Raw genomic sequence first — 25,512 nt, 5'->3', positions numbered from 1 at the left:
CTCATGACGGTCCGAGGACCAGGGTAATGACAGTCAAAACACAGACATACAGAGCGCAGTCGAACAGCGCTTCATGCCAGATCCAGCGCCCTGCCGGCACGAGACTGAGCAGCAGTCGCAAGGCTCCGGTGACCAACAAGGCCAGCACGACATAAATCAAAAACGGGCTGAGCAGCACCCCGCCGATCGACCATTCATGCAAGCCCATGGCTATGTTTCCCTTCTGAAGATTCGTGCTGGCGGCACCAGGCGCGCCAGCTGTTCTGCAATTGCACCACCGCGCCCTGGGCCAGCTTCAGCGCGTCGCTTGGCGGTTGCTTTGAAAGCGCTGCCAGATAATCGTCGCTCGCCTGGGCCAGTGCGTCGGCCTGCCCGCCCGCCGGGCCGTGCTCCAGCACCTGCTCCAACGTTTCGAAATATCGGCGTTGGGCTGGACTGTCCGGGACTTGGGCGACGGCCAGGCTCAAGCGCAGATGGAGCAATTCGTCCCCGACGTCCAGGCCCAGCAAACCATCGTCCCAACGACTGCGCGCCGGCACCGGCAGCTCCGGATAGTGCCGCGCCAGTTGCAGCAAACGATCGGCCATGCGCCCGCCGAACCAGCTCTCGGCGCCGCGCAGATTGCGATGGGTCAAGCGCACCAGGTCATCGAGCGTTGCCGCCAGCAACCGACGGCTGTGCCAGGCCGGGTTGCGCAGAATCAACAGGTTGAATGCCAGCACGGCCGCGCCGACACCGATCATCATGGCCTGGGCATTGTTGAAAAATGTCGCAACGTCGTACTTCATGGCGTTAAGCGGCGATACCAACACCACGAAGTGCAGGCAGAACGAGGTGGCGGTCGCGTAGAGCGGCGGCTTGGCCATGCCCAGCGCCCCCAGGAACAGAGGTACGCCCATGGCCATGCAGAGCATCGCAAAGCTGCTCCATTGGGGCAGCAGAATTTCACCGATCACAAACGCGGTCGGTACCGCCAGGAGAATGCCTCGCAAGAAACTCATGCCGATCTGCGCGCCATTTTCGCGGCTGGCGAACAGGCTGCACACCACACACGTCAGCAACAGCGCGCCCGACGCGGCAGGCCAGGCAGTGGCCAGCCAGAAACACGCCACTGCCAGGAACGCCAGGGCGCTGCGGGCTCCAAACACCATCGCCAGGGACAGGTCCCGATGGGGCGCCAGGGTGCGTGGCGGATCGGCCGCCGCCCTGCCCTCTTGCACCGCCGACAGCGCAGCGCAGGCCGCCAGGGCGGTGTCGAGCAACAAGGCGAAACGTGCCAGGCAATAACTTTGCGCCGAGCTGAACCGTGGTTCGTGAGACGCATCCCATACCCGCGGCCGCAGTGCCTGCAATGTCGTGCTGTCGGCGTCGAGGGCTTGCTGCACCTCGCTCATCCACGGCTGCAGCGCTTGGGCCTCTTGAGGGTCGAGCTGGTTCCATTGTCGGCGTACCGAGCGGGAAATGCGCAGCAGCATCAACAGTTTCTGGCTCAAGCCACTGATGGCCCGGGCACGCTGGCGGCCCAGGCGGCCTTCGAACCAGGCATGTTCGCGCTGGGCGTCTACCGCGACGATTTTGCCGAGGATTTCCAACAGACCTTTGCGCGCCTGGGCATCGCCGGCCAATGTGGCGCGCGCCGCCTGCATGCCACTTTGCCAGGCGGCACGTGCCTGATCCGCCAATTGCCGTTCAACCCGCAACGGCCAGAGCAAGGCGCTGGTCACGGTGGCGCAGGTGATGCCCAGGCTGATCTCGGTGCAACGCGCCACCGCCTGGTCGAACACTCCAAGCGGATGGGCGATGGCCGGCAAGGCAATGATCGCCACGGTGTAGCCAGCCAGCACGAACGAATACGACCACGCGCTGCGCAAGAGCGTCGAACAGGCCGTGCACACGCCCAGCCACAACGCCAGCGCCAGCAGGAACAACCAGGGCGCCTGGGCGAACAGGCCCATGAACACCACCGACATGATTGTCCCCACCAGAGTCCCGACCAAGCGTGCCAGGCCCTTCTGCACGACCATCCCAGACAACGGCTGGGCAACGATAAACGCGGTCATCAGCGCCCACGACGGCTGCTCCAATCCCCAGCGCAACGCCAGCCACAGCGCCAGGCCGCCACCGAGCACAGTCTTGATGGCGAACTGCACAGCGAGACGATCAGGGGCGAACAGAGCCTGAAAGGTGATGGGCACGCGCAAAACTCTTCTTGAGATGATGTAACGATAGATCGTGAGAGGGGCGGCGCAATTATTAGGGAGCTATCTATTCACGTCCAGAGTTGATTGTTGAGCGTTCTGACAAACACTCTTGCGAATTGGTGCCAAAAAAGTCTTACTGCCCAGATCGCTCCCATAAAAAAACGCCAGGCAAGCTGGCGTTTTTTCTTCACACGCGGATGTTAGCTGGCGCGCGCCTGGTTGCGCAGAGCCTTGACCTGGTCATGGTTGCGTTGCACGCCGTGGTACTGACGCTCCACGAGGTCACGAATGCCCACCAGGTTGTGTTTGTTGATCTTCTCGATGGCTTCCTTATAAGCCTTCAGCGCATGGTCTTCGCCGCGCTCGGCTTCGTTCAGCACAGCCTCTTCGTCCTTGCCGGTGAACATGGATTTTACGTCGACCCAACGGCGGTGCAGGTCACCGGCAACGCTGGTAGAAGTTTCCGGATCGCCACCCAGGGAACGCACGGCGGCTTGCAGCTCAGCCGCAGCGGTGGCGCAATCGGCGGCGCGCTTGACGAACAGCGCCTTGAGCTCAGGGTGCTTGATGTCTTCAGCGCAGGTCTTGAATCCTTCCTGGCCATCCTTGCTGGTCTCGATCAGGTCATTCAAGACAGAGATGGATTCTTTGTTGATGTCAGTCATTTTTCAGTTCCTTTGCTTGGTGAATAAAAACCTGCAAGGGATATTGCATCGGCCATGCCAGCCATCATCACAACTTAAAATCCATTTAAATCAATAAGTTATGAACACAGGAGAAATCTGTATCCGCGTTATTTGCATGATCTGTCATTTGGCCTGCATGCAGAATGCCTGTATTTTGCCTAGGACTTTCAACAAGACAGCCGCCCTATGAATCCAGAAAAGCTTGAGCTGCTGGTCACCCGCCAGATGCCCTTCGGCAAATACAAGGGCAGAATTCTTGCCGACCTGCCAGGCCAATACCTGAATTGGTTCGCGCGGGAGGGCTTCCCCCACGGCGAATTGGGCGGGTTGCTGGCATTGATGCAGGAAATCGACCACAACGGTCTGTCTGACCTGCTGGATCCGCTGCGGGCAAAACATGGCTTGCCCAAACCTCGCCATTGACCCCTGCCATTGACTGACTGAGCTCTGCGATGCCCGAAAATACGCTGCGTGCCCACGACGAAGCCTTCTGGGAAACCTTTGTCGGTCGTTACGATGTCGACGGCAATGGTCCGCTCAACCTGGAAAACGGCTACTTTGGCCGGATGTCCCGTACGGTGGTCGCGGAGTACCAACGCAATATCGACTGGGTGAACCGCGGCAATTCGGTCTATGTGCGCCAACAGTTCGACCTGGAGCATTGCGAAGTGATTCGCCGAGAGGTGGCGCAGCTCATCCACGCCCCAGCGTCCACCGTGGCGTTGGCCACCAACGCGGTTGACGCCTTGCAGACGCTGATCCGCAATTACAACCAGCTCAAGCCTGGCGACCAGGTTCTGATCAGCGACGTGGAGTACGAGTCGGTCAAAAGCGCGATGCGCTGGCTCGCCCGCCAGCGTGGCGCCGAGGTCATCGAGCTGGTCCATCCGCACCCCGCCAGTTTCGACAGCCTGGTGGGCACGTATCGAGAAGCCTTCATTCGTTATCCGCGCCTGAAGCTGATGGCGCTGACCTACGTTAACCACCTGACCGGCCTGGTGATGCCGGTCCAGGCGATAGCCGAGACGGCACGGGAGTTCGACGTCGATATCATTCTCGACGGCGCCCACGCCCTGGGGCAGATCGATTTCAATCTCAATAAGCTCGGCATTCAATTTGCCGGGTTCAACTTGCAGAAATGGCTTGGCGGCCCTCTGGCCCTGGGCTTTCTCTATATCGCTCCACACCGGCTGGCCGACATCGACCCGGACATGGACGAAGGCCACTACCCCACCACCGATATACGCTCGCGCACGCCCCACAGCACGCCCAACATCCCGGCCCTGCTGACGCTGCCCCTGGTATTCGAAGAGCACCGTGCCCTGGGCGGAGCACCGGCCAAGGGTGCTCGGCTCTGTTATCTACGGGACCTGTGGGTGAGCGCGGTGCGCGATGTGCCCGGCATCGAGGTCATGACCCCAGACGACCGGCGCCTCTATTGCGGTATCACGTCCATGCGATTCACCAACCAGCCTGATCAACAGGTGATGGCCGACCGACTGCTCAAGGAATATGGGATCTTTACCGTGGTGCGCAAGACCAGCGTCGGCCTCTGCATCCGCATTACGCCGGGGTTGATTACCTTGGCGCGGGATATGGAGCGGTTGACTGCGGCACTGATCAACCTGAACAGTACGTAACCCGTGGCGAGGGCGCTTGGTCCCTGGCCCACGGGATCTGCAGCCAAATAACAGGCAAAAAAAAACGGTGCGCCGACCAAGCGCACCGTAAAGCCGTAGAACACACAACGAAGTTCGGTAGGACGATCAGTCCAGCAGCGCCAATGCCTCGGCGGTGCATTCCTCAATGCGGGCCCAGTCGCCGTTCTTGATCCACTCCGGATCGAGCATCCAGCTCCCGCCTACGCACATCACGTTTTTCAACGCCATGTAGCTTTTGATATTGGCCGGGCTCACGCCGCCGGTCGGACAGAATTTCACTTCGCCGAACGGCCCGCCCAATGCCTTGATGGCAGCAACGCCACCGCTGACTTCCGCCGGGAACAACTTGAAGCGGCGATAGCCCAGGCCATAACCTTCCATGATGCCCGAGGCATTGCTGATCCCCGGCAGCAACGGAATCGGACTCTGGACGCTGGCTTCCAACAGATCCCGAGTGATACCCGGCGTCACGATGAATTGCGAACCGGCAGCCTCGGCGGCGGCCAGCATGTGGCGATCGAGCACCGTGCCGGCACCGGTCACCAGCTCTGGGCGCTGCTCGCGAAGGACCTGAATGGCCTTGAGCCCGTATTGCGAGCGCAAGGTCACTTCCAGTGCCGTCAGGCCACCGGCGGCCAGGGCATCAGCCAGCGGCAGGATGTCCTGTTCACGCGCGATGGTAATCACCGGCAGGATCCGCGCCTTGGCGCAGAGGCTGTCGATCAGCGTCACTTTGTCCGCCATGGAAACGGTCGGGGATGGGTTTGTCATAGCGGCTGATCCTTGGTTCATGGGCACCAGTAAATCTCTAACGTAGGTTGCAGAAATGCGCGGATCGGCATCTCGGCGACATCGTCACCAGACACCGCGGCATTCAGGGTGGTCAGTTTCGATTGACCGGAAATAGACAGCACTTTGTGCGTGGCCGACGCCAGCAAGGCGCGGCTCATGGTCAGGCGTTGGTGTGGGACCGTCGGCGCGAGCATCGGCCAGCAGCGGCGAGCACCATTCTTATCCAGGGCCTCGGCCAGATTCGGGCTGTCGGGAAACAGCGACGCGGTATGCCCGTCATCGCCCATGCCCAGTATCAGCACGTCGATCGGCGGCAGCTCGGCAAGCAGGCGATCCGCCTGCTCGGCGGCGGCTTCCAGATTGGCGCTGGCGCTGTAGAGGCTCAGGAACTGGGCCTTGGCCGCAGCCCCTTGAAGCAGATAACGCTTGAGCAGGCCGGCGTTGCTGTCGGCATGTTCAACCGGCACCCAGCGCTCATCGGCCAGGCTCACCACCACGTTCGACCAGTCCAGCGCCTGCTTGGCCAGATGCTGGAAAAACGCCACCGGGCTACGACCGCCGGACACCACCAAGGTCGCCGCGCCTTTGGCATCGATCGCGGCGCGCAATTGCTCCGCCACGTTCACCGCCAATTTTTCCGCCAGCACCACTGGGCTCTTGAATTCCAGGGCAGTGACACCCTGGGGCAGTTTCAATTCAGATATCGCCATACCATGACCTCCCATCCCGCGTGATCAGTGCAATGGAGCTCATCGGCCCCCATGACCCAGCGGCATAAGGCTTGGGCGCATCGCCAGACTTCTTCCAGCCGGCGATCAACTGGTCACACCACGTCCACGCGGCTTCGATTTCATCTTTACGAACAAACAGGTTCTGATTGCCGTTCATGACTTCCAGCAACAACCGCTCGTAGGCATCGGGAATCCGTGCGCTGCGGTAGGTGTCGGAAAAGTTGAGTTGCAGCGGACCGCTGCGCAACTGCATGCCCTTGTCCAGGCCCTGCTCCTTGGTCATTACCCGCAAGGAAATCCCTTCGTCCGGTTGCAGGCGGATGATCAGTTTGTTGCTGATCTGCAAGCGCTGCTCGGGGGCGAAGATGTAGTGGGACGGTTCCTTGAAGTGAATCACGATCTGCGACAGCTTCTGCGGCATGCGCTTGCCGGTGCGCAGGTAGAACGGCACCCCGGCCCAGCGCCAGTTGCGGATATCGGCGCGCAGGGCAACGAAGGTCTCGGTGTCGCTCTGGGTATTGGAATTCGGCTCTTCGAGGTAGCCGGGCACCGCCTTGCCTTCGCTGTGGCCGGCGATGTACTGGCCACGCACCACCTGGGTGGTCAGGCCTTCCGGACTGATCGGCGCCAAGGCCTTGAGCACCTTGACCTTCTCGTCACGGATGCTGTCGGCGGAAAGGTCCGCCGGAGGGTCCATGGCGATCAGGCACAACAGCTGCAGCAGGTGGTTCTGGATCATGTCCCGCAGTTGGCCGGCCTTGTCGAAATAGCCCCAGCGCCCTTCGATCCCGACCTTCTCGGCCACGGTAATTTCCACGTGGGAAATGTAATTCTGGTTCCACTGGGTTTCGAACAGGCTGTTGGCGAACCGCAGCGCGATCAGGTTCTGTACCGTTTCCTTGCCCAGATAATGGTCGATGCGGTAAGTGCGGTTCTCCGGAAAGAACTGCGCCACGGCGTCGTTCACCTTGCGCGACGATTCGAGGTCCGAACCGATGGGCTTTTCCAGCACCACACGGGTGTTTTCGCTGAGGCCGACTTTCGCCAGGTTCTCGCAAATCGCGCCGTAGACCGCCGCCGGCGTGGCGAAATAGGCAATGACTTGTTGCTGCGTCAGCCCGACCTGCTCGGCAAGCGCGACGTAATCGTCCGCCTTGAGAAAATCCACGTGCAGGTACGTCAGCCGCGCCAGGAAGCGTTCGATCACGGATTCGTCGAGGTCTTTATCACCGACGTAACGCCGCAGTTCGGTGGTGATGAACGCCAGATGCTGTTGTTCGCTGCCCGGTTCACGGGCCAGCGCCAGGATCCGCGTGTCTTCGTGCAACAAGCCGGCGCCATCGAGCTGGTAAAGGGCAGGAAACAGCTTGCGTAGCGCCAGGTCGCCCAACGCGCCGAACAAGGCAAAAGTACACGGTTCAACCGTAATCGAATGCATGATGTTTGTTCTTTTATCAAGTTAAGCTACAAATACCTTTTTTCAAGGCATCACTCAAGGAAAAATGTAGTAATAACTACAACATTTTCCGAAAATACCGATTCCGAGTGGTGGTCCGTCGGAGCCATCAGTAGGATAGGCCACCGCAAAGGGTCGTATCAAAGACCCGTCTCTCTAGGAATCCTGTATGGACCGCGTGCGAAATCTACTGGAGCAGATCCAGAGTCGCCTGGAAGACCTGAACAAGGCCGAACGCAAGGTGGCCGAGGTGATCCTGCTCAACCCACAGCAGGCTACCCGCTTCAGCATTGCCGCCCTCGCCCAGGCGGCCTCGGTCAGCGAACCGACCGTCAACCGCTTTTGCCGCTCGTTCGGCGTGAGCGGTTACCCGGAACTCAAGCTGCAACTGGCCCAAAGCCTGGCCAGCGGCGCGGCTTATGTCAGCCGCGCAGTGGAAGCCGACGACAACCCTGAAGCCTACACCCAGAAAATCTTTGGCAGCGCCATTGCCTCATTGGACAGTGCCTGCCAGGCCCTTGATCCAAATTTGATCAGCCGCGCGGTCGACCTGCTGATCCAGGCCCGGCAGATCCACTTCTTCGGCCTCGGCGCCTCGGCTCCGGTGGCGCTGGATGCCCAGCACAAGTTTTTCCGGTTCAACCTGGCAGTGACCGCCCACGCCGACGTGCTGATGCAACGCATGATCGCTTCGGTGGCCCATACCGGTGAGTTGTTCGTGATCATTTCCTACACCGGTCGTACCCGCGAACTGGTGGAAGTCGCGCGTATCGCCCGGGAAAACGGCGCATCGGTACTCGGCCTGACCGCCGAAGGCTCGCCACTGGCCAAGGCCAGCACCTTGAGCCTCAATATTCCGCTGCCCGAAGACACCGATATCTACATGCCGATGACTTCGCGGATCATCCAGCTCACCGTACTGGACGTGCTCGCCACCGGCATGACCCTGCGCCGCGGGGTGGACTTCCAGCCGCACCTGCGCAAGATCAAGGAAAGCCTCAATGCCAGCCGGTATCCGGTTGGGGATGAGTTCAACTGATTCGATCCGGAACTTTTGGTGCCTGACAGGTCGTCATCGCGAGCACGCCCGCTCCCACGGGGGTTTTGTGAACGCCAGAGAACCAGTGTGGGAGCGAGCTTGCTCGCGATGACGGCAGCCGCCACACCGTAGATCCAGAGCTAAGCCCCTACCCGCGCCTGCAAACTCAAATGCGCCCGCTCCCCGGGCGCCAGGCTCAGGCTGTCGGTGCCGCCACTGGCCGCTTCGACGCAAACGAACTCGTTGACCTCATCCCAGCTCACGCCCAGCAACGGCCGTGTACCGGGATGCCACACCACCGTGTCGGCGCTTTCACCGGTGTCGATGCACAATTCCCGCTGCCAGGCGTGATCCTTGAGCTGCAACTCGCCTTCATGCTGGAACACTCGCTGACAGCCGCCCTCGACCCGCAACTCGCCTTCCTGCCGGCAAACCGCACGGTTCAATTGGTCGTAACCTTGCGCGCCTTCGAGTCCAGACAGCGCTACCTCGCCAACGTCACCAATGCGCCAATAGGCATGCAAGGCCTGGCTCAATTGGCAAGGCAGGCTGTCTTGATGCTCGGTGCTCAAGCGCAATTCCATGCGGTCGCCCAAGTCGGCATGCAGGTCCACTTGCCAGTCGCACAGCTGCAATTGCCAATGCAGATGCACGCCATCGTCATCGCTGGCGCTGTCGAGCAACTTCCAATCGATCAGCCGCGCCCAACCATGAGACGGCCAGGCATTTTCACTCGGATGGCGGCCATACCAAGGCCAACACACCGGTACCCCGCCGCGTATCGCGCCGACCTGGGGCCACTTGGCCGCGCACCACAGCCAAGGTTTCTGGCCTCGCGGCTGGAAGTGCAACAACTGCGCACCCTGGCGACTGAAAACTGGCAACGGATGGTCAATAACCAAGACGTCGCGCTGCTGATAGCGCTCCCACGCAAACACCGGACGCTCGCGCAAGGATCTGAAAAAGCGTTGTAGCGGATGCTCATGCATGGGCTGTAGTCCTGGGAATCACTGAACTCTCAATTGATGCGACAGTTTTGGTGGCGAGGGGATTTATCCCCGCTGGGGTGCGGAGCAGCCCCAAAACAGGTTGCAGATAATCTGCCTGACGCACCGAGTTGGCCAGCTGAGGACTGCTCCGCAGCCCAGCGGGGATAAATCCCCTCGCCACAGGTTCGGCCCCTAACCAAACAATTGATCGCTCCGCAAAAAAAAGCGGACAGCCTTGGCCGTCCGCAAATATGCGCACATAGAGGAGAGCTTATCGCAACAGCGTCAGAACACCGACTGGATTTTCAGGCCGGCCACCAGCGCGTTGTCCACCTCGTCAACACCGCCCGGGTGAGTGACGTATTGCAGGTTCGGACGCACGGTCAGCCAGTTGGTGACGTGGAAGCCGTAGTTGATTTCGTAGTTGTACTCGGTGCTGCGCAACGGCGAAAACAGCGGATCGTCGTAATCGGTCACGCCATTGGCTACGTTGGTCAGATCGGCGTTCTTCTTCACGTCTTCGTTGACATGGATACGGGCGAAGCCGATACCCACGTCATCCTTTGGACGCGCATCGAATGGGCCCTTGTACACGAACATCAGCGACTGGTAGTTGTCGACGATGTTGGTGTCCTTGTCGTGGAAGGTGGCGTTGGCCGCGATGTTCAAGCCGCGCGAAGCGTCACCATTGTGGGTGGTGAGCTGCTGTTGCATGACGAACCAGTAGCCGTCCTTGCTGCTGTGGCTGCGATAGGCGCTGCCGGTGGTTGCGGCGTCGTTGCCGTTGTCGTCCTCGCGGACGTCATCGGCCTTGGCCGTGCTCTTGTAGTAACCGACACGGTATTCGCCAGGCAGGTTGTTGAGCTTGGGCGACCAGACCAACTCGACGGGAATCAGCGTACCCTCGGTCCCGCTGCCGCTGAGCTTGTAACGGTTGTTGTTTTCCAGTTGCGAAGGGTTCTGGTTGTACGCACCGATTTGCGCGTAGAGCTCAGGGGTGATGTTGTACTTGAACCGAATCGCTGCCTGCATGATTGGCCAGTTGTACCAGATGCCGGTGGCCCAGTTACCCGCTTGGGAACCGCAGAAGGCCAGGTTCTGGAAGTCGCAAGGGAAAGTGTTGAAATCCTCGCCCACGCCGTAGTAACCGGCCTTGACGTCCAGCTTGCTGTCAAAGTACTTCTGCTTGATCCACAACTGCGTCAGACGCGTGGTTTGGCCGCGACCCCAGACTTCCTGGGACGAACTGAGCGTGCCGGCACGCGGGTCACCGATACGGTCGTTGGAAATGTTGCGACCATCCCGGCGAGTGAACTGGATCTTGGCTTCGGTATCGTTCCAGCCCGCCAGTTTTTCCAGGTCGAGCGCGACACCCAGGCCAAACTGCTGGGACCAACGCGCAGTCTTGTCATCGTTGTAGCCGCCGTGGAGGTTGGCACCCATCTCACCGACGAAATCGGCCTTGATGTCGATACCCTGCTCGATCAGCTTGGTCCGTTCACCGCCCCAGTCGCCCGTCATCCACTGCGAATCGGCGCTGAACGCGTCGGCAGCGTGTGCGCTACCGGCCAGCATCATCGCCGCAACGGCTGACAACTGGCAGATAAGCTGGGCATTGTTCTTCTTCTTCATCCCTACATCCTCGTCTTTATTGTTATTAACTGTTTTTATCTAACGCGGTTTACAACGATTGCGACGGATGTCCCCACCCGTCGCATACTCCTTCCTGTGGGAGCGGGCTTGCTCCCCCCACACTTGTTCATCACCGGCCTTTGAACTGCGCCACGTTGGCAGGTCGGTCGTCGGCCTGCGGCTGCGCAGCCACGCCCAGGCGTTCGCCGGACTTGGCGTCGAACAGCAGCACTTTCGCTGGGTCGATCTGCAACGTCAGGGTCTCTCCCGGCTGCGGCGCCACGTCTGGCGCCAGGCGGCAGCAGACCTTGGTGTCGTTGAGATTGACGAACACCAGGGTGTCTGGCCCGGTGGGTTCGGTGACCTGCACTTCGGCGCGAATGGTTGGCATGCCGTTCGGCTCGTTGCCGGCCAGCACGATCTGCTCCGGGCGCAAGCCAAGGATCACTTCGCGATCTTCCAGGCCGGCGTCCTGCATGCCCAGCGGCAACTCGCAACGGGCCTGTCCGCTGTCGAGCAAGGCCAGCAGGCGGCCGTCCTTGCGTTGCAGGCGCAGCGGGATGAAGTTCATTGGCGGCGAACCGATGAAGCTCGCCACGAACAGGTTCGCCGGGTTGTTGTAGATGTCCTTCGGCGTGCCGAACTGTTGGATGATCCCGTCCTTCATCACCGCCACTTTGTCGCCCAGGGTCATGGCTTCGATCTGGTCGTGGGTGACGTAGACCGTGGTGGTCTTCAGTCGCTGGTGCATCAGTTTCATTTCGGTGCGCATCTCGACCCGCAGCTTGGCGTCGAGGTTGGACAACGGTTCGTCGAACAGGTAGATCTTCGGCCGCCGCGCCAGGGCCCGCCCCATCGCAACGCGCTGTTGCTGACCACCGGAGAGCTGGCCAGGCTTGCGGTTGAGCAGGTGTTCGATCTGCAACAGCTTGGCGACCCGCGCCACTTCCTCATTGATGTCGGCCTGTTTCATCTTGCGAATCTTCAGGCCGAACTCGATGTTCTCGCGCACGCTCATGGTCGGGTACAGCGCGTAGGACTGGAACACCATGGCGATGTCGCGATCCTTCGGGCTCATGCCGCTGACATCCTGATCGCCGATCATGATCGCGCCGCCGGTGATGGTCTCGAGGCCGGCGATGCAATTCATCAGGGTCGATTTGCCGCAGCCCGAAGGACCGACCAGGATCAGGAATTCGCCTTCTTTGATCGACAGCTGGATGTCTTTCAAGGTGTCGGGCAGGCCCGCGCCGTAGGTCTTGTTTACATTGCGAAGTTCAAGCGTAGCCATGATTACCCCTTGACCGCGCCAGCCGTGAGGCCGCGCACGAAATACTTGCCTGCGATCACATAGACCAGCAGGGTCGGCAGCCCGGCGATCATCGCCGCCGCCATGTCCACGTTATATTCCTTGGCCCCGGTGCTGGTGTTGACCAGGTTGTTCAGCGCCACCGTGATGGGCTGGGAGTCACCGCTGGAGAACACCACGCCGAACAGGAAGTCATTCCAGATCTGCGTGAACTGCCAGATGAGGCAGACCATGATGATCGGCGTCGACATCGGCAGGATGATCCGCCGGAAGATCGTGAAGAACCCGGCGCCATCGAGGCGCGCCGCCTTCACCAGCGCGTCGGGAATACTCACGTAGTAGTTACGGAAGAACAGCGTGGTGAACGCCAGGCCGTAGACGACGTGGACAAACACCAGGCCAGTGGTGGTGCTTGCCAGGCCCATCTTGCCGAGGGTGAACGAGGCCGGCAGCAGCACGGTCTGGAACGGCAGGAAGCAACCGAACAGCAGCAGGCCGAAGAACAACTGCGAGCCACGGAAGCGCCACATCGACAGCACATAACCGTTCAGTGCACCGATGGCCGTGGAAATCAGTACGGCCGGCACGGTGATCTTGATCGAGTTCCAGAAGTAACCGTTGACCGTCGCCCAGGCCTTGACCCAGCCGATGCCGCTGACCACGGTCGGCCAGCTCAACAGGTTGCCGGTGCTGATGTCTTCCGGCGTCTTGAAGCTGGTCAACAGCATGACCACCAACGGCACCAGGTAAAGCAGTACCGCAACAATCAGCACCGCATAGATCGCGATGCGGCTGATGGAAGGTTTCGCAGCGAGACTAGTCATGACGCTTGGCCCTCAGCTCGGAATACAAGTAAGGCACGATGATCGCGAGGATCGCACCGAGCATCAGGATTGCACTGGCCGAGCCCATGCCCATCTGACCGCGACTGAAGGTGAACGAATACATGAACATGGCAGGCAGGTCGGAGGAGTAGCCCGGACCACCGGCCGTCATGGCCGCCACCAGGTCGAAGCTCTTGATCGCAATGTGCGCCAGGATCATCACGGCGCTGAAGAACACTGGGCGCAGGCTCGGCAGTACGACTTTCCAGTAGATGCGCGGCATGCTCGCGCCATCGATCTGCGCGGCGCGGATGATCGACTGGTCCACGCCTCGCAGGCCGGCCAGGAACATCGCCATGATGAAGCCCGAGGCCTGCCAAACGGCAGCGATCACCAGGCAATACACCACGCGATCGGGGTCGATCAGCCAGTCCAGGCGGAAGCCTTCCCAACCCCAGTCACGCAACAATTTGTCCAGGCCCATGCCCGGGTTGAGCAGCCACTTCCAAGCGGTACCGGTGACGATCATCGAGAGCGCCATTGGGTACAGGTAAATGGTGCGGATGAAACCTTCGCGGCGAATACGTTGGTCGAGAAACACCGCCAGCAGCACGCCGATGACCAGGGTGATGCCGATGAACATCCCGCCGAACACCGCGAGGTTCTTGCTGGCCACCCACCAGCGGTCGTTGTCCCACAGCCGCGCATACTGAGCCAGGCCCGCCCATTTATAGGTAGGCAGGAAAGTCGAGGTCGTGAACGACAGGACGAACGTCCACAGGATGTAGCCATAAAAGCCCACCAGGACGATGAACATGCTCGGCGCCAGCACCAGTTTTGGTAGCCAGCGCTGCAATGCATCGAACGGCGAGGCCTTGCTGAACACAGCAACAGAACTCATGGGGAAATCCAGTACCAGGAAAAACTACAAGTTTGTTCCTTGTGGGAGCGAGCCTGCTCGCGATGGCGTCGTATCAGCTCATGCACTGCTGCCTGACACTATGCTTTCGCGAGCAGGCTCGCTTCCACAGGGGTTAGCGGTTACTTCGCAGACTGAACCGCTGCGCCAAGTTTCTTGGCGGCGTCGGCCGGGTCGGCTTTCGGGTCGTTGATGTAGTTGGTCACGACGTCAAAGAACGCGCCTTGCACGGCCAGCGTGGTCGCCATGTTGTGCGCCATGCTCGGTTGCAGGCCGCCGTTCTTGGCGTCCGCCAGGAAGTCCTTGGCGGCGGTCTGGGCGCAGGAGTCGAAACCGTACTTGCCCATGTCGGCCAGCATGTCGTTACGCACCGGGATCGAACCCTTGTTGATGCTGAAGACTTTCTGGAAGTTCTCACCCAGCACGACCTTGGCGATGTCCTGCTGGCCCGCCGCAGTGCCTGCATCCTTCTGCTTGAACACCGCCAGGGAGTCGATGTTGTAGGTGAAGGCCTTCTCGGTACCCGGGAACGCTACGCATTCGTAGTCCTTGCCGGCGACTTTCTTGGCGGCGGTCCACTCGCTCTTGGCCCAGTCACCCATGATCTGCATGCCGGCCTTGCCATTGATGACCTTGGCCGCTTCCAGGTTCCAGTCCTGGCCCTTCCCATCGGCGTCCATGTAGGTCGCGACTTTCTTCAGCTCGGTCAGCGCCTTGACCATTTCCGGGCCGGTCAACGCTTTGTTGTCCAGGTCGACCAGGGCTTTCTTGTAGCCATCAGCGCCCATGACCGAGAGCACCACCGCTTCGAACACGGTGCTGTCCTGCCAAGGCTGGCCACCGTGGGCCAGGGGGATGAAGCCCGCGGCCTTGAGTTTGTCGCCGGCGGCGTAGAATTCTTCGAGGGTGGTTGGATTCTTGGTGATACCGGCTTTCTTGAAGACTTCCGGGTTGATCCACAGCCAGTTGACGCGGTGGATGTTCACCGGCACGGCTACGTAGTCACCTTCGTACTTCACGGTATCGGAGACTTTCTTGTCGAGCAGGCTGTCCCACTTTTCTGCCTTGGAAACGTCCTTGAGGACGTCGGTGTCGAGCAGGCCGGTGGTCGCCCATTCCTGGATGTCCGGGCCCTTGATCTGGGCAACGCCCGGTGGGTTGCCGGCCACGGCGCGGCTCTTGAGCACGGTCATGGCGGTAGAACCGCCACCGCCAGCGACGGCGCCGTCCTTCCAGGTAAAACCGTCTTTTTCTACTTGAGCCTTGAGCACATCGACCGCGGCTTTTTCACCGCCCGACGTCCACCAGTGGACGACTTCCACGGAACCTTTCGATTCGGCGGCCAGGGCGCTGACAGGGAATGCTGCGACGGGAAGCAAGGAAGCAAGAGAAATGACAGTAGCGAGGCGAGAAATCGCATTCATCTAGAAGTACCTTTCTTGTTGTTATGCATGCAAGTCTGGTGCTTGCGCTGCATGGATTCTAATCAGGGGTTATCCCTTCGCAGGTAACGAAGGGACGTGGATATGTCACGACATGGTTACACAGGTGCAGGATCGGACAACCGCGCCAAGGCTGACGCCATGCTCGGGGCCAACGGCAGACGAGGGATCAATACCGCTTGCCAGGCATGATAAAGGTCCGGCTTGCCCGGCCAGATGTCGGCGCTGGGCCGGTTTTGCGGGTCGAGCTCGTGATGCCAGCTGCCGTTGCAGCGATCGATGAAATGTTTGTCACAAAATTCCCAGATGCGCCGGTACCACGCTTCGTATCGAGCCTCGTCGGTACGTTTGAGCAAGGCACTGGCCGCCGCTGCCGCTTCGGCATGCACCCAGTGCAGGCGATGGCGAACCACGGCGCGATTGTCCCAGTCCAGCGTGTAAACGATGCCCGGGGCACCGTCGACGTTCCAGCCATGGCGGCAGTTCTGGTCGAACAGTTTCTGAGCGTCCTGGGCCAGCCAGCCCGGCGTCAGCATGCCGATCTGCACGCGTGCGGCCTCGAGGTGCAACAACAGCCGCGCCCATTCGAAACCATGGCCAGGGGTGGTGCCGTAGGGACGAAACCCATCGGCCGGGTTGTCGTGGTTGTACTCGCGCAGCGGCTGCCAGTCGCGGTCGAAATGCTCGACGACCATGTAGTCGTTGGCGGCCGCGTGACCATGGATCACCCGCTCGACGATACGCAACGCGCGAGCCAGCCAGCGCGGATCGTCCGTGGCATCGGCGAGGGCGAGGAAGGCTTCGGTGCCGTGCATGTTGCTGTTGGCGCCGCGATAGGCCTCTTCTTCTGACCAGTCGCGGTTGAAGGATTCACGCAGGGCACCCTCCTCCTCGCACCAGAAATGTTCGTCGATGACCCGCACCGCCTCCTTGAGCAGGGCCTCGGCGTCAGGGCGCTGGGCCACGACCGCAGAGCTGGCTGCCAGGGCAACGAAAGCATGCAGGTAAGCGGCTTTTCCAGTCTCGTTTTCAGCCGGATCGGTCTTGGCGAACCAACCGCCATGCTCGGCATCGCGCAGCGGCCCCATGAGCGCCTGTACGCCATGGTCAACCAGCTCGGCGAACCCCGGCAGGCCTTGGATGTGGGCCATGGCGAAGCTGTGGGTCATGCGCGCGGTATTCATGGTTTCGGCCCGGGCATCGGCCGGCAGGCGGCCCAATTCGTCCAGGTTGCCAAAGCCGTCCGGCAGCTTGGAGGCCTTGGCGAACGTCAGCAGACGCAAGCCTTCTGCGGCAAGCCATTGCTGGTGGGCGGGCGCATTCAGCCAACTGCTGAACGCCGGTTGGAAGGTGTCCATCGAGATACCTTTTTTGTTGTTTTGACGCAGGGAGTCTAAACAAGGGAGGGTTGACGGCAGGTAACGAAAGGGGCGAGTTATGTCACCGAGTTGTGACATTGGCATGGATATGTGTTGAAGCGATTGGCGCCTTCGTCGGAACGCCGCCCGGAGCAGGCTCGCTCCCACATTGGACCTCATTGACGCGCATATCCTGTTTGACGCAGATCCCCTGTGGTAGCGAGCTTGCTCGCGACGAACGATAACGCGGTCCAATCAATCCACGCTGCGAGGCAACTGCAACGTCACCCGCAACCCACCCTCGCGCAGGTTCTGCAAACTCACCTCACCGCCATGGCTGTGGGCAATGTTGCGTGCGATACCCAGCCCCAGGCCGTACCCCTGCTGCTGCCCGGCCAGGCGAAAGTGCGGCTCGAAGACTTGTTCGAGGCGTTGTTCCGGTACGCCCGGGCCTTCGTCATCGACGTGCAGGATGAACGCCGACTCATCATCATCGATGTGCAAATGGGCTCTCTGGCCGTATTTCAAGGCGTTGTCGATCAGGTTGCCGATGCACCGCTTGAGGGCCAGCGGCTTGCCGGGATACGGCGCCAGCGCCCGGCCATCCTGGGTCACCCGGCCGTTGCCGTTGGGCGCCAGATAAGGCTCTACCAGGCAATCCAGCACATGGTTGAGGTCCACCGGCTCGATGTTTTCGTGGATGTCGGTGTCCTTCACACATTGCAGCGCCCCCTTGACCAACAGCTCCAGCTCATCCAGGTCTCGGCCGAACTTGGCTTGCAGGTTTTCATCCTCCAGCAGCTCGACCCGCAACCGCAGCCGGGTAATCGGCGTGCGCAGGTCGTGGGAGATGGCGCTGAACAACTGGCTGCGCTCGGTCAAATAGCGGCTGATGCGCTCGCGCATGGCATTGAAAGCCCGGCCCACCTCCACCACTTCGCTGCCGCCACCCTCGGCCACCGGTTCCACTTCGGCACCGAGGGACATGTCCCGCGCCGCTCGGGCCAGGCGTTTCAATGGTCGGCTCTGCCAATGCACCAACAAGCCGATGAACAACAGCAACAGGCTGCTGGTGAGCACGATGAAGCCCACCTGCTGCTTGGGCAGATCCTGCTCTTCGAGGCTGGTATAGGGTTCGGGCAGCAGCGAGGCGATGTAAAGCCATTCACCCGGCGCCATCTGGATTTGCGTGACCAGGACCGGCGGATTCACCGGCTCAAGCGTCAAGGCGTAATGGGCCCATGATCGCGGCAGCTCGTCGAGCTTGAGCCCGCCGTTGAAAATCCGCAGGTCTTCAGGGCTGACGAATTTGACCGAGATGTCAGCGCTGCTGCCCAGGGAGCGCCGCAGCACGTCATCCACGGCCTGGAGCACCGCCAGCTTTCGCGGCGTCACGGGCAGCACGTCCATGCCCAGCGGCTTGTCATTGAGGGTGACGACAAAGCGTGTGCCGCCCATGCTGCGCAACTGGTCCAGCACCAGGGGCCGGTACGCCACCGGCAGCGAGCGCAGATAACTGACAGTGGCGGTCATCGAATGGGCAAGGCTGCGCGCGCTGGTGACCAGGCCTTCAAGCTGGGTGGCGCGCAATTGGGAGACCCAGATCAGACTGGACAGCGTCTGGGCGAACAGCACCACCAGTAGCGTCAGCAGCAGCATCCGCCCCAGCAACGAGCGTGGCACGGGCACCCGGCGCACGACTTTCCTGATCGCTTCAGTGACCATTGCTGGCAACCACACTGGCCGCCAGTTGATAACCACTGCCGCGCACCGTGCGGATCAACCGCGGCGGCTTTTCCGTGTCGCGCAGGCGCTGGCGCAGGCGACTGACCGCCATGTCGACGATCCGGTCCAAGGGCATCAGTTCGCGCCCACGCGTGGCGTTGCCGATGGTGTCACGGTCGAGGATTTCCTGAGGGTGGTCGAGGAACAACTTGAGCAGGGCAAAATCAGCGCCGGAGAGAATCACCTCTTCACCGTCGGCGTGGAACAGCCGATGGCTGACCATGTCCAGCCGCCACTCGTCAAAGGCCAGCACGTCGCCGCCCGTCCGCTCCTGGCCGAACTGCGCCCGGCGCAGCAGCGCCTTGATGCGCGCCTGCAATTCACGCGGGCTGAACGGCTTGCCCAGGTAATCATCGGCACCCAATTCCAGGCCAATGACCCGGTCGGCTTCGTCGGAGCTGGCGGTGAGCATGATGATCGGCACATGGGCCTGGCGTGGATGTTCGCGAACCCAGCGGCACAGGCTGAAACCGTCCTCATCGGGCAGCATCACATCGAGGATCACCAGGTCGCTTGGCGCCTCGTTCAAGGCCTGGCGAAACCCGGCGCCATCAGGCGTGGTGCGCACCTGGAAACCCGCACGGCTGAGGTAAGTGTCCAGCAGTTCGCGAATCTCCTGGTCATCGTCGACCAACAAAATCGATTTGTTCACTGCACTCACGGGGCCTCGTCCTTGTTGTGTGGATTGGGGGCGATTATGCCTGATGGCCGGGTTTTACAAACACTACAGAGCCGCTTGTGGGAGCGAGCTTGCTCGCGATAGCGGTGTATCAGTCAATCTCAATGGCGACTGACACTCCATCATCGCGAGCAAGCTCGCTCCCACAGGGGCGAGTTTCCAATTTCAAATCGTGGAGGATTGCTCCAACGCCACGCCCGCGCCCATCAGGCCGGAGTATGGCGCCGTCACCAGCCAGACCGGAATACCCTTGAAATAATCGCTCATGCAGCCCTTGTCGGCGAAGGATTTGGCGAAACCGCTTTCGACGAAGAAATCGGCAAACCGCGGGACCACGCCGCCAACGATGTACACGCCGCCACGCCCGCCCACCGTGAGTACGTTGTTGCCGGCCACGCGGCCCAGCCATCGGCAGAACTGCTCGAGCACTTCCAGGGCGATAGGGTCGCCGGCCAGCCCGGCGGCAGTGATCGACTCGGGGGTATCGAGCACCGGGTCATGACCGTCCACCGCGCAAATCGCCCGGTAGACACGGGGCAGGCCGCTGCCGCTCAGGGCGGTTTCGGCGCTGACGTGGCCGATCTCGTTGTAGATGTGCTGCCAGAGCTGGGTCTCGCGCGGACTGCTCATCGGCAGGTCGACATGGCCGCCCTCCCCTGGCAACGCCGCAAAACGGCCCTCGCCCAAGTCCAGCAGCGTACCGACGCCCAGCCCGGTGCCCGGGCCGATCACCACCGCCGGGCGCATCGGCTCCGGCGTGCCCTGGCAGACAACCCGGTACTCATCCGGACGCAAGCAGGTCATGCCCAGGGCCATGGCGGAGAAGTCGTTGACCAGCAACAGTTTCTCCACCTGCAACCTCTGGCAGAACGCCAGGTTGCTCAGGCGCCAGTGATTGTTGGTAAAACGAAACTCATCGCCGCTCACGGGACCGGCCACCGACAGGCACACCGAACCGATGGCGCCCGGTTTCATTCCCATGCCATTCAAGTAAACCTCGATGGCATCTTCCGGGCAGGCGTAATCCGCTGTCGCCAGCACCTGGATATTCTCCAGGTTGTGGTTCTTCCACAGGGCGAAACGCGCGTTGGTCCCACCGATGTCACCGACCAAAGCCAGTTTCAATTAAGCGTCTCCAGGGCAGAAGTGAAGGCGCTGGCGCCCTGCTCTGCCGAGCTGAAGGCCATGCGCATGAAACCGAACAGCTCGCGACCAGTGCCGATGTTGTTGCCCAACAAGCCCTTGGCCGGTTCGCGCGCGGCGAATTCCTCGGCGTCGACCTTCAGCTCCAAGGTGCCTTTGACGCCATCGACGCGGATGATATCGCCCTCCTGCACCCGCGCCAACGCGCCGCCGACATAAGCTTCAGGGCTGACATGAATGGCCGCCGGGATTTTCCCGGATGCCCCGGACATGCGTCCATCAGTGACCAGCGCCACCTTGAAGCCACGGTCCTGCAGCACGCCGAGGAACGGCGTCATCTTGTGCAGCTCCGGCATGCCGTTGGAGCGCGGGCCCTGGAAGCGCATCACCGCGACAAAATCCTTCTCCAGCAGACCCGCCTTGAACGCATCCGCCAGGTCCTGCTGATCTTGGAAGACCATGGCCGGCGCTTCGACGATCTGGTTTTCCAAGGCCACGGCCGAAACCTTCATGACCCCACGCCCGAGATTGCCTTCCATCACCCGCAACCCGCCTTCTGGGGAGAAAGCACGGGCCACCGGACGCAGGATGGTTTCGTCGAGGCTTTCGGTCGGGCCGTCGCGCCAGACCAGCTCGCCATCCTCCAGGAACGGCTCCTGGGTGTAGCGACTCAGGCCATGGCCGAGCACGGTGTTGACGTTTTCGTGGAGCAGGCCTGCTTCCAGCAATTCGCGGATCAGGAAGGACATGCCGCCCGCCGCCTGGAAGTGGTTGATGTCGGCCTTGCCGTTCGGGTAGACGTGGCTGAGGGTCGGCACCACTTCGGAGAGGTCGGCCATGTCCTGCCAGGTCAGCTGGATGCCCGCCGCCATGGCGATGGCCGGCATGTGCAGGGTGTGGTTGGTGGAACCGCCGGTGGCGTGCAGTGCAACGATGGAGTTGACCAGTGAGCGTTCGTCGACGATTTCGCCGATGGGCATGAAGTTGCCGCTCTGCTTGGTCAGGCGCGTCACCTGGAACGCGGCCTCACGGGTCAACGCATCGCGTAGCGGCGTGTTCGGGTTGACGAACGAAGCGCCCGGCAAATGCAGGCCCATCACTTCCATCAGCAACTGATTGGTGTTGGCGGTGCCGTAGAACGTGCAGGTGCCCGGACTGTGGTAGGACTTCATTTCCGATTCCAGCAGCTCTTCACGGCTGGCCTTGCCCTCGGCGTAGCGCTGGCGTACGTCGGCTTTTTCCTTGTTGGAAATGCCCGAGACCATCGGCCCGCCGGGCACGAAGATCGTCGGCAGATGACCGAAGCGCAGCGCGCCCATCATCAGGCCAGGGACGATTTTGTCGCAGATGCCGAGCATCAGCGCGCCGTCGAACATGTTGTGGGACAACGCCACCGCCGTGGACAGTGCGATCACTTCACGGCTCGGCAAGCTCAGTTCCATCCCTGCTTCACCCTGGGTCACGCCGTCGCACATGGCGGGCGTGCCGCCGGCGAACTGGCCAACCGAGCCGATCTCGCGCAGGGCTTTCTTGATTTGTTCTGGAAATGTTTCGTAGGGCTGGTGGGCCGAGAGCATGTCGTTGTAGGACGACACGATGGCGATGTTGGCGGCGTTCATCATCCGCAGGTGGTGCTTGTCTTCAGTGCCGCAACCGGCCACACCATGGGCGAAGTTGGCGCACTGCAGCTTGCCGCGCATCGGCCCGTCGCTGGCTGCACCGCGGATCAGTGCAAGGTAAGCCTCGCGCGTAGCGCGACTGCGGGCGATAAGCCGTTCGGTGACCTCAAGTACGCGGGGATGCATGTGTAGAACTCCAGGCTAGCGGGTGTGGCGACCTGATTGTCTATGCTGGTTAAAAGCCCGTTGCACACCCGGTGAAAGACAAGGCGACAAACGGTTTTTGACCAATCGGACCAGTTGATTCAGGTCACTCGTTGTAGATAAAACAAAATATTGCCACTAAAAAGGCTTGTTTTCTATTTTTATGCGAATAATCTTGTAATTCCAACAACAAATCGATGGCGGCGCAGTTAATGACTCTTCGAATCGCAATCAATGGTTTTGGCCGCATCGGCCGCAACGTCCTCCGCGCACTGTATACCCAAGGCTATCGTCGCGACCTGCAGATCGTCGCCATCAACGACCTGGGCGACAGTGCGATCAACGCTCATCTGCTCAAGTTCGACACCGTGCATGGCACTTTCGATGCCGACGTGCAGCACGATCACGAAAGCCTGACGGTCAATGGCGACCGCATTTCGGTCAGTGCCATCCGCAACCCGGCCGAGCTGCCCTGGGCCGCCGAAAAGATCGATGTGGTGTTTGAATGCACCGGTCTGTTTACCGACCGCGCCAAGGCTGCCGCCCACATCAGTGCCGGCGCTCGCAAAGTGATTATCTCGGCCCCGGCCAAGGGCGCCGATGCCACTGTGGTGTACGGCGTCAACCATGACATCTTGCGCCAGTCCCACCAGATCATTTCCAACGCGTCGTGCACCACCAACTGTTTGGCCCCGGTGGCCCAGGTGCTGCACCGCGAGCTCGGCATCGAAAGCGGCCTGATGACCACCATCCATGCCTACACCAACGACCAGAACCTGACCGACGTCTATCACAGCGACCCGTACCGCGCCCGCTCGGCCACCCAGAACATGATCCCGAGCAAGACCGGCGCCGCCGAAGCCGTGGGCCTGGTGCTGCCGGAACTGGCGGGCAAGTTGACCGGCATGGCCGTGCGCGTGCCGGTGATCAACGTCTCCCTGGTGGACCTCACCGTGCAACTCAAGCGCGAAGCGTCGGCCGATGAAGTCAACGCACTGCTCAAGCAGGCCAGCCAGCACTCCAAGATCCTCGGCTACAACACCCTGCCGTTGGTCTCCAGCGATTTCAACCACAACCCGTTGTCGTCGATCTTCGATGCCAACCACACCAAAGCCAGCGGCAAGCTGCTCAAGGTGCTGGCCTGGTATGACAACGAATGGGGCTTCTCCAACCGCATGCTGGATAACTGCCTGGCGTTGTGTAACGCGGAGTAACTGCCCAGCAGCAGGAAGCTTTTCTGTGAGAGCGAGCTTGCTCGCGATAGCGTCCGGTCAGCCTGGATCATAGGGTGATTGGACCACCGCTATCGCTGGCGAACTCACTCCCACAGGGTTTCAACACTCATGAAATGAAGGCTTGACCATCGACGCAGATGATAAGCATTATCATCTACTCGAACCGGATCGGGCCCTATCGTGAGTCAATCGCGTTTTCACCACATTTTTCTCGCCCAGCGTACCCCGCTGCTGCGCACCCTCGAGCGGATGGTCAACAACCCGAGCACCGCCGAAGACTTGCTGCAGGAAACCTACCTGCGTGTCACCCGCGCCTTGAGCGAACGCACCGTCGATCATCTCGAACCCTTTGTTTTCCAGACCGCCCGCAATCTGGCGCTGGATCATCTGCGCGCGCGGCGGATCCAGTCGCGGGCCCTGGTCGACGACGTGCCGCTGGACATCGTGAACAACGTCGTCGCCCCTCAAAGCAGCGCCGAAGATGCCGCCCACGCCGCGCAAATGCTCGAACGCCTCAACATCAGCCTGCAATCCCTCAGCCCCCGTCAACAGCGGATCTTCATTCTCAGCCGGCTGCATGGCCACAGCTACCAGGACATCGCGCAACGATTAGGCGTGTCCCTGAGCACGGTGCAAAAAGAACTGAAACTGATCATGGCCATCTGCGTGGGCGTGGCCGAACGCAACCCGTGAATACAAGCGGCAAGCCACAAGCTTCGAGCCGCAAGCGGGATGTGGGCTTGCCAGCTACCGCTTGCGGCTTGTAGCGTGTGCTTGCCGCCAATAATGAGAATCCACCGTGACGGACAACCATCGCCCACCTGAAGCCGCCGAGGCGCAGGACACCGCCCACGCCATGGATCAGGCGCTGGACTGGTTGATCCTGCTCGACAGCCCCAGCGAGGAGCAGCGCCGACACTTCCAGGCCTGGCTGGCGGCCGATCCACGCCATGGCGAAGCGTTCGCCAGGGCCCAGGCGATCTGGAACGGCCCGCAGATAATCGAAAGCGCCCGGCAACTGAGGGACCGGCCAAAGATCACCACGCTGTCGCGCCTGCGCGCCCATTGGAAACCCCTGGCCACCGCCGCCGTGCTGTTGCTGGGACTGTTCAATTTCAGCGACCTGCCCCTGCGCTTCCAGGCCGACCACCTGACCGTGGTCGGTGAACGCCAGCGCCTGCAGTTGGAAGACGGCTCCAAGGTGCTGCTCAATACCGATTCGGCCTTCTCCAGTTCATTCGACAACCAACGGCAGGTGGCCCGGCTCTACAAGGGCGAAGCTTTCTTCGAGGTGCCAGCCAACCGTCATTTGCCGTTGGAGCTGGACGCAGGCCCGGTCACCGCCAGCGTCAGCGACACCTCGTTCGCCGTGCGCTACGTGGATGGCGTCGCGCAAGTCCAGGTGCAGCGCGGCGACGTCGACCTGCGGGCCACCCGCTACGACACCCACGTGCGGCTGTCGGCTGGCGAAAGCATCCGCATCGGCCCCAATGGCTTCGACCGCCCGGCACGGCTCGATGCCGGCATCGACCTTGCCTGGGTGCAGGGCCGACTGGTGTTCGAGAACCGTCCGCTGAGCCAGGTCTTGGCGGAGTTGCGACGCTACTACCCAGGCTGGATCATCAACACCAACGAACGGCTGGCCAACGTCGCGGTGACGGGCAACTACCGCCTCGACCAGCCTCTGGACGTGGTCCGCTCCCTGGCCCAGATCACCTCCGCGCGCCTGCAGGAATTCCCGGCGCTGGTGATTTTGAACTAAATGAGAATTATTTTTACTCGATAGCCTCCGCTGGTTCGTCTCGTTA

23 protein-coding genes are annotated in these 25,512 nt (G+C 61.2%); 6 read left to right on the top strand and 17 right to left on the bottom strand.

Translation table 11 applies throughout. From position 1 onward, the window contains the following. Position 1: 1 nt before the first annotated feature. The 3 genes from J3P81_RS06245 to J3P81_RS06235 all read right to left on the bottom strand — a co-directional run bounded on the left by J3P81_RS06245 (position 2) and on the right by J3P81_RS06235 (position 2,866). Entirely contained in the window at positions 2-208 is a 207-nt protein-coding gene (locus J3P81_RS06245; protein ID WP_420764406.1) for a DUF1656 domain-containing protein, read from the bottom strand. Further along, entirely contained in the window at positions 195-2,195 is a 2,001-nt protein-coding gene (locus J3P81_RS06240; protein WP_434562680.1) for an FUSC family protein, read from the bottom strand. The genes J3P81_RS06245 and J3P81_RS06240 overlap by 14 nt, the downstream gene beginning before the upstream one ends. A 206-nt stretch (positions 2,196-2,401) precedes the next feature. Beyond that, the gene (locus tag J3P81_RS06235) at positions 2,402-2,866 is read right to left on the bottom strand and encodes a PA2169 family four-helix-bundle protein (protein WP_186709209.1); all 465 of its coding nucleotides are present in this window, start codon (positions 2,864-2,866) and stop codon (positions 2,402-2,404) included. 207 nt (positions 2,867-3,073) lie between these two features. On the opposite strand from J3P81_RS06235, the gene J3P81_RS06230 reads away from it, so the two are divergent. Continuing rightward, positions 3,074-3,310: a DUF3820 family protein gene (locus J3P81_RS06230; RefSeq protein ID WP_060738861.1), complete on the top strand. Its 237-nt coding sequence runs from the start codon at positions 3,074-3,076 to the stop codon at positions 3,308-3,310. Between the two features lie 29 nt (positions 3,311-3,339). Then, on the top strand, positions 3,340-4,527 hold the full coding sequence (locus J3P81_RS06225; RefSeq protein WP_434562678.1) for an aminotransferase class V-fold PLP-dependent enzyme: 1,188 nt from the start codon (positions 3,340-3,342) through the stop codon (positions 4,525-4,527). A 126-nt stretch (positions 4,528-4,653) separates the two neighbouring features. Here J3P81_RS06225 and J3P81_RS06220 read toward each other — a convergent pair whose 3' ends face one another. The 3 genes from J3P81_RS06220 to zwf are packed head-to-tail and all read right to left on the bottom strand — an operon-like array spanning position 4,654 to position 7,509. Beyond that, the gene (locus J3P81_RS06220; protein WP_434562676.1) at positions 4,654-5,319 is read right to left on the bottom strand and encodes a bifunctional 4-hydroxy-2-oxoglutarate aldolase/2-dehydro-3-deoxy-phosphogluconate aldolase; all 666 of its coding nucleotides are present in this window, start codon (positions 5,317-5,319) and stop codon (positions 4,654-4,656) included. Between the two features lie 17 nt (positions 5,320-5,336). Beyond that, the gene (gene pgl / locus J3P81_RS06215) at positions 5,337-6,050 is read right to left on the bottom strand and encodes a 6-phosphogluconolactonase (RefSeq protein ID WP_434562674.1); all 714 of its coding nucleotides are present in this window, start codon (positions 6,048-6,050) and stop codon (positions 5,337-5,339) included. Continuing rightward, positions 6,037-7,509 carry a glucose-6-phosphate dehydrogenase gene (gene zwf, locus J3P81_RS06210; RefSeq protein ID WP_434562672.1) on the bottom strand — a complete coding sequence of 491 codons (1,473 nt, stop codon included), beginning with the start codon at positions 7,507-7,509 and terminating at the stop codon, positions 6,037-6,039. The genes pgl and zwf overlap by 14 nt, the downstream gene beginning before the upstream one ends. A 196-nt stretch (positions 7,510-7,705) precedes the next feature. On the opposite strand from zwf, the gene J3P81_RS06205 reads away from it, so the two are divergent. After that, a complete protein-coding gene (locus tag J3P81_RS06205; RefSeq protein WP_181289374.1) occupies positions 7,706-8,566 on the top strand; it encodes a MurR/RpiR family transcriptional regulator in 861 nt (286 codons plus the stop codon). A gap of 140 nt (positions 8,567-8,706) precedes the next feature. Here the strand turns inward: J3P81_RS06205 and J3P81_RS06200 are convergent, their stop codons facing one another. From J3P81_RS06200 to edd, 11 genes are all read right to left on the bottom strand, one after another. After that, complete coding sequence (locus J3P81_RS06200; RefSeq protein ID WP_434562670.1) at positions 8,707-9,555, bottom strand: D-hexose-6-phosphate mutarotase; 849 nt, start codon at positions 9,553-9,555, stop codon at positions 8,707-8,709. A 285-nt stretch (positions 9,556-9,840) separates the two neighbouring features. After that, the gene (locus J3P81_RS06195) at positions 9,841-11,187 is read right to left on the bottom strand and encodes a carbohydrate porin (protein ID WP_420764400.1); all 1,347 of its coding nucleotides are present in this window, start codon (positions 11,185-11,187) and stop codon (positions 9,841-9,843) included. A 130-nt stretch (positions 11,188-11,317) separates the two neighbouring features. Beyond that, positions 11,318-12,478 carry an ABC transporter ATP-binding protein gene (locus J3P81_RS06190; RefSeq protein WP_434562668.1) on the bottom strand — a complete coding sequence of 387 codons (1,161 nt, stop codon included), beginning with the start codon at positions 12,476-12,478 and terminating at the stop codon, positions 11,318-11,320. Positions 12,479-12,480: 2 nt separating this feature from the next. Continuing rightward, positions 12,481-13,320 (bottom strand): carbohydrate ABC transporter permease, encoded by an 840-nt coding sequence (locus tag J3P81_RS06185; protein WP_420764398.1) that lies wholly within the window; start codon positions 13,318-13,320, stop codon positions 12,481-12,483. Continuing rightward, positions 13,313-14,221: a carbohydrate ABC transporter permease gene (locus J3P81_RS06180; protein WP_030139360.1), complete on the bottom strand. Its 909-nt coding sequence runs from the start codon at positions 14,219-14,221 to the stop codon at positions 13,313-13,315. Before J3P81_RS06180 ends, J3P81_RS06185 begins: the two co-directional genes overlap by 8 nt. 140 nt (positions 14,222-14,361) lie before the next feature. Continuing rightward, a complete protein-coding gene (locus tag J3P81_RS06175) occupies positions 14,362-15,663 on the bottom strand; it encodes an ABC transporter substrate-binding protein (RefSeq protein WP_420764397.1) in 1,302 nt (433 codons plus the stop codon). A 116-nt stretch (positions 15,664-15,779) separates the two neighbouring features. After that, complete coding sequence (locus J3P81_RS06170) at positions 15,780-17,039, bottom strand: AGE family epimerase/isomerase (protein WP_434562666.1); 1,260 nt, start codon at positions 17,037-17,039, stop codon at positions 15,780-15,782. A 255-nt stretch (positions 17,040-17,294) separates the two neighbouring features. Beyond that, a complete protein-coding gene (locus tag J3P81_RS06165; protein WP_420764395.1) occupies positions 17,295-18,764 on the bottom strand; it encodes an ATP-binding protein in 1,470 nt (489 codons plus the stop codon). Then, on the bottom strand, positions 18,754-19,485 hold the full coding sequence (locus J3P81_RS06160; RefSeq protein WP_420764394.1) for a response regulator: 732 nt from the start codon (positions 19,483-19,485) through the stop codon (positions 18,754-18,756). The genes J3P81_RS06165 and J3P81_RS06160 overlap by 11 nt, the downstream gene beginning before the upstream one ends. 183 nt (positions 19,486-19,668) lie before the next feature. Then, on the bottom strand, positions 19,669-20,628 hold the full coding sequence (locus J3P81_RS06155; protein WP_420764393.1) for a glucokinase: 960 nt from the start codon (positions 20,626-20,628) through the stop codon (positions 19,669-19,671). Beyond that, positions 20,625-22,451: a phosphogluconate dehydratase gene (gene edd / locus J3P81_RS06150; RefSeq protein ID WP_420764392.1), complete on the bottom strand. Its 1,827-nt coding sequence runs from the start codon at positions 22,449-22,451 to the stop codon at positions 20,625-20,627. Before edd ends, J3P81_RS06155 begins: the two co-directional genes overlap by 4 nt. A 230-nt stretch (positions 22,452-22,681) precedes the next feature. Between edd and gap the strand changes: the two genes are divergently transcribed. The 3 genes from gap (at position 22,682) to J3P81_RS06135 (ending at position 25,466) form a co-directional block, all read left to right on the top strand. Further along, the gene (gene gap / locus J3P81_RS06145) at positions 22,682-23,683 is read left to right on the top strand and encodes a type I glyceraldehyde-3-phosphate dehydrogenase (RefSeq protein ID WP_039593774.1); all 1,002 of its coding nucleotides are present in this window, start codon (positions 22,682-22,684) and stop codon (positions 23,681-23,683) included. A 201-nt stretch (positions 23,684-23,884) separates the two neighbouring features. Next, positions 23,885-24,397 carry an RNA polymerase sigma factor gene (locus J3P81_RS06140; RefSeq protein WP_434562664.1) on the top strand — a complete coding sequence of 171 codons (513 nt, stop codon included), beginning with the start codon at positions 23,885-23,887 and terminating at the stop codon, positions 24,395-24,397. A gap of 106 nt (positions 24,398-24,503) precedes the next feature. Next, positions 24,504-25,466, top strand: coding sequence for a FecR family protein (locus J3P81_RS06135; RefSeq protein ID WP_434562662.1), 963 nt, complete (start codon positions 24,504-24,506; stop codon positions 25,464-25,466). Positions 25,467-25,512 lie beyond the last annotated feature (46 nt).

The sequence above is a fragment of the Pseudomonas sp. R1-6 genome (assembly GCF_051132115.1).
Lineage (GTDB): Bacteria > Pseudomonadota > Gammaproteobacteria > Pseudomonadales > Pseudomonadaceae > Aquipseudomonas.
The sequence above is the reverse complement of the archived record's forward strand: the minus strand, read 5'-3'. Positions and strand labels throughout refer to the sequence as shown.

Excerpts from the sequence above, each read along its gene's own strand:
- zwf (WP_434562672.1), bottom strand. The coding sequence starts at position 7,509 with ATGCATTCGATTACGGTTGAACCGTGTACTTTTGCCTTGTTCGGCGCG.
- J3P81_RS06220 (WP_434562676.1), bottom strand. The coding sequence starts at position 5,319 with ATGACAAACCCATCCCCGACCGTTTCCATGGCGGACAAAGTGACGCTG.
- J3P81_RS06195 (WP_420764400.1), bottom strand. The coding sequence starts at position 11,187 with ATGAAGAAGAAGAACAATGCCCAGCTTATCTGCCAGTTGTCAGCCGTT.
- J3P81_RS06225 (WP_434562678.1), top strand. The coding sequence starts at position 3,340 with ATGCCCGAAAATACGCTGCGTGCCCACGACGAAGCCTTCTGGGAAACC.
- J3P81_RS06230 (WP_060738861.1), top strand. The coding sequence starts at position 3,074 with ATGAATCCAGAAAAGCTTGAGCTGCTGGTCACCCGCCAGATGCCCTTC.
- J3P81_RS06185 (WP_420764398.1), bottom strand. The coding sequence starts at position 13,320 with ATGACTAGTCTCGCTGCGAAACCTTCCATCAGCCGCATCGCGATCTAT.
- J3P81_RS06180 (WP_030139360.1), bottom strand. The coding sequence starts at position 14,221 with ATGAGTTCTGTTGCTGTGTTCAGCAAGGCCTCGCCGTTCGATGCATTG.
- pgl (WP_434562674.1), bottom strand. The coding sequence starts at position 6,050 with ATGGCGATATCTGAATTGAAACTGCCCCAGGGTGTCACTGCCCTGGAA.
- J3P81_RS06165 (WP_420764395.1), bottom strand. The coding sequence starts at position 18,764 with ATGGTCACTGAAGCGATCAGGAAAGTCGTGCGCCGGGTGCCCGTGCCA.
- J3P81_RS06190 (WP_434562668.1), bottom strand. The coding sequence starts at position 12,478 with ATGGCTACGCTTGAACTTCGCAATGTAAACAAGACCTACGGCGCGGGC.
- J3P81_RS06170 (WP_434562666.1), bottom strand. The coding sequence starts at position 17,039 with ATGGACACCTTCCAACCGGCGTTCAGCAGTTGGCTGAATGCGCCCGCC.
- J3P81_RS06200 (WP_434562670.1), bottom strand. The coding sequence starts at position 9,555 with ATGCATGAGCATCCGCTACAACGCTTTTTCAGATCCTTGCGCGAGCGT.
- J3P81_RS06235 (WP_186709209.1), bottom strand. The coding sequence starts at position 2,866 with ATGACTGACATCAACAAAGAATCCATCTCTGTCTTGAATGACCTGATC.
- edd (WP_420764392.1), bottom strand. The coding sequence starts at position 22,451 with ATGCATCCCCGCGTACTTGAGGTCACCGAACGGCTTATCGCCCGCAGT.
- J3P81_RS06245 (WP_420764406.1), bottom strand. The coding sequence starts at position 208 with ATGGGCTTGCATGAATGGTCGATCGGCGGGGTGCTGCTCAGCCCGTTT.
- J3P81_RS06175 (WP_420764397.1), bottom strand. The coding sequence starts at position 15,663 with ATGAATGCGATTTCTCGCCTCGCTACTGTCATTTCTCTTGCTTCCTTG.
- gap (WP_039593774.1), top strand. The coding sequence starts at position 22,682 with ATGACTCTTCGAATCGCAATCAATGGTTTTGGCCGCATCGGCCGCAAC.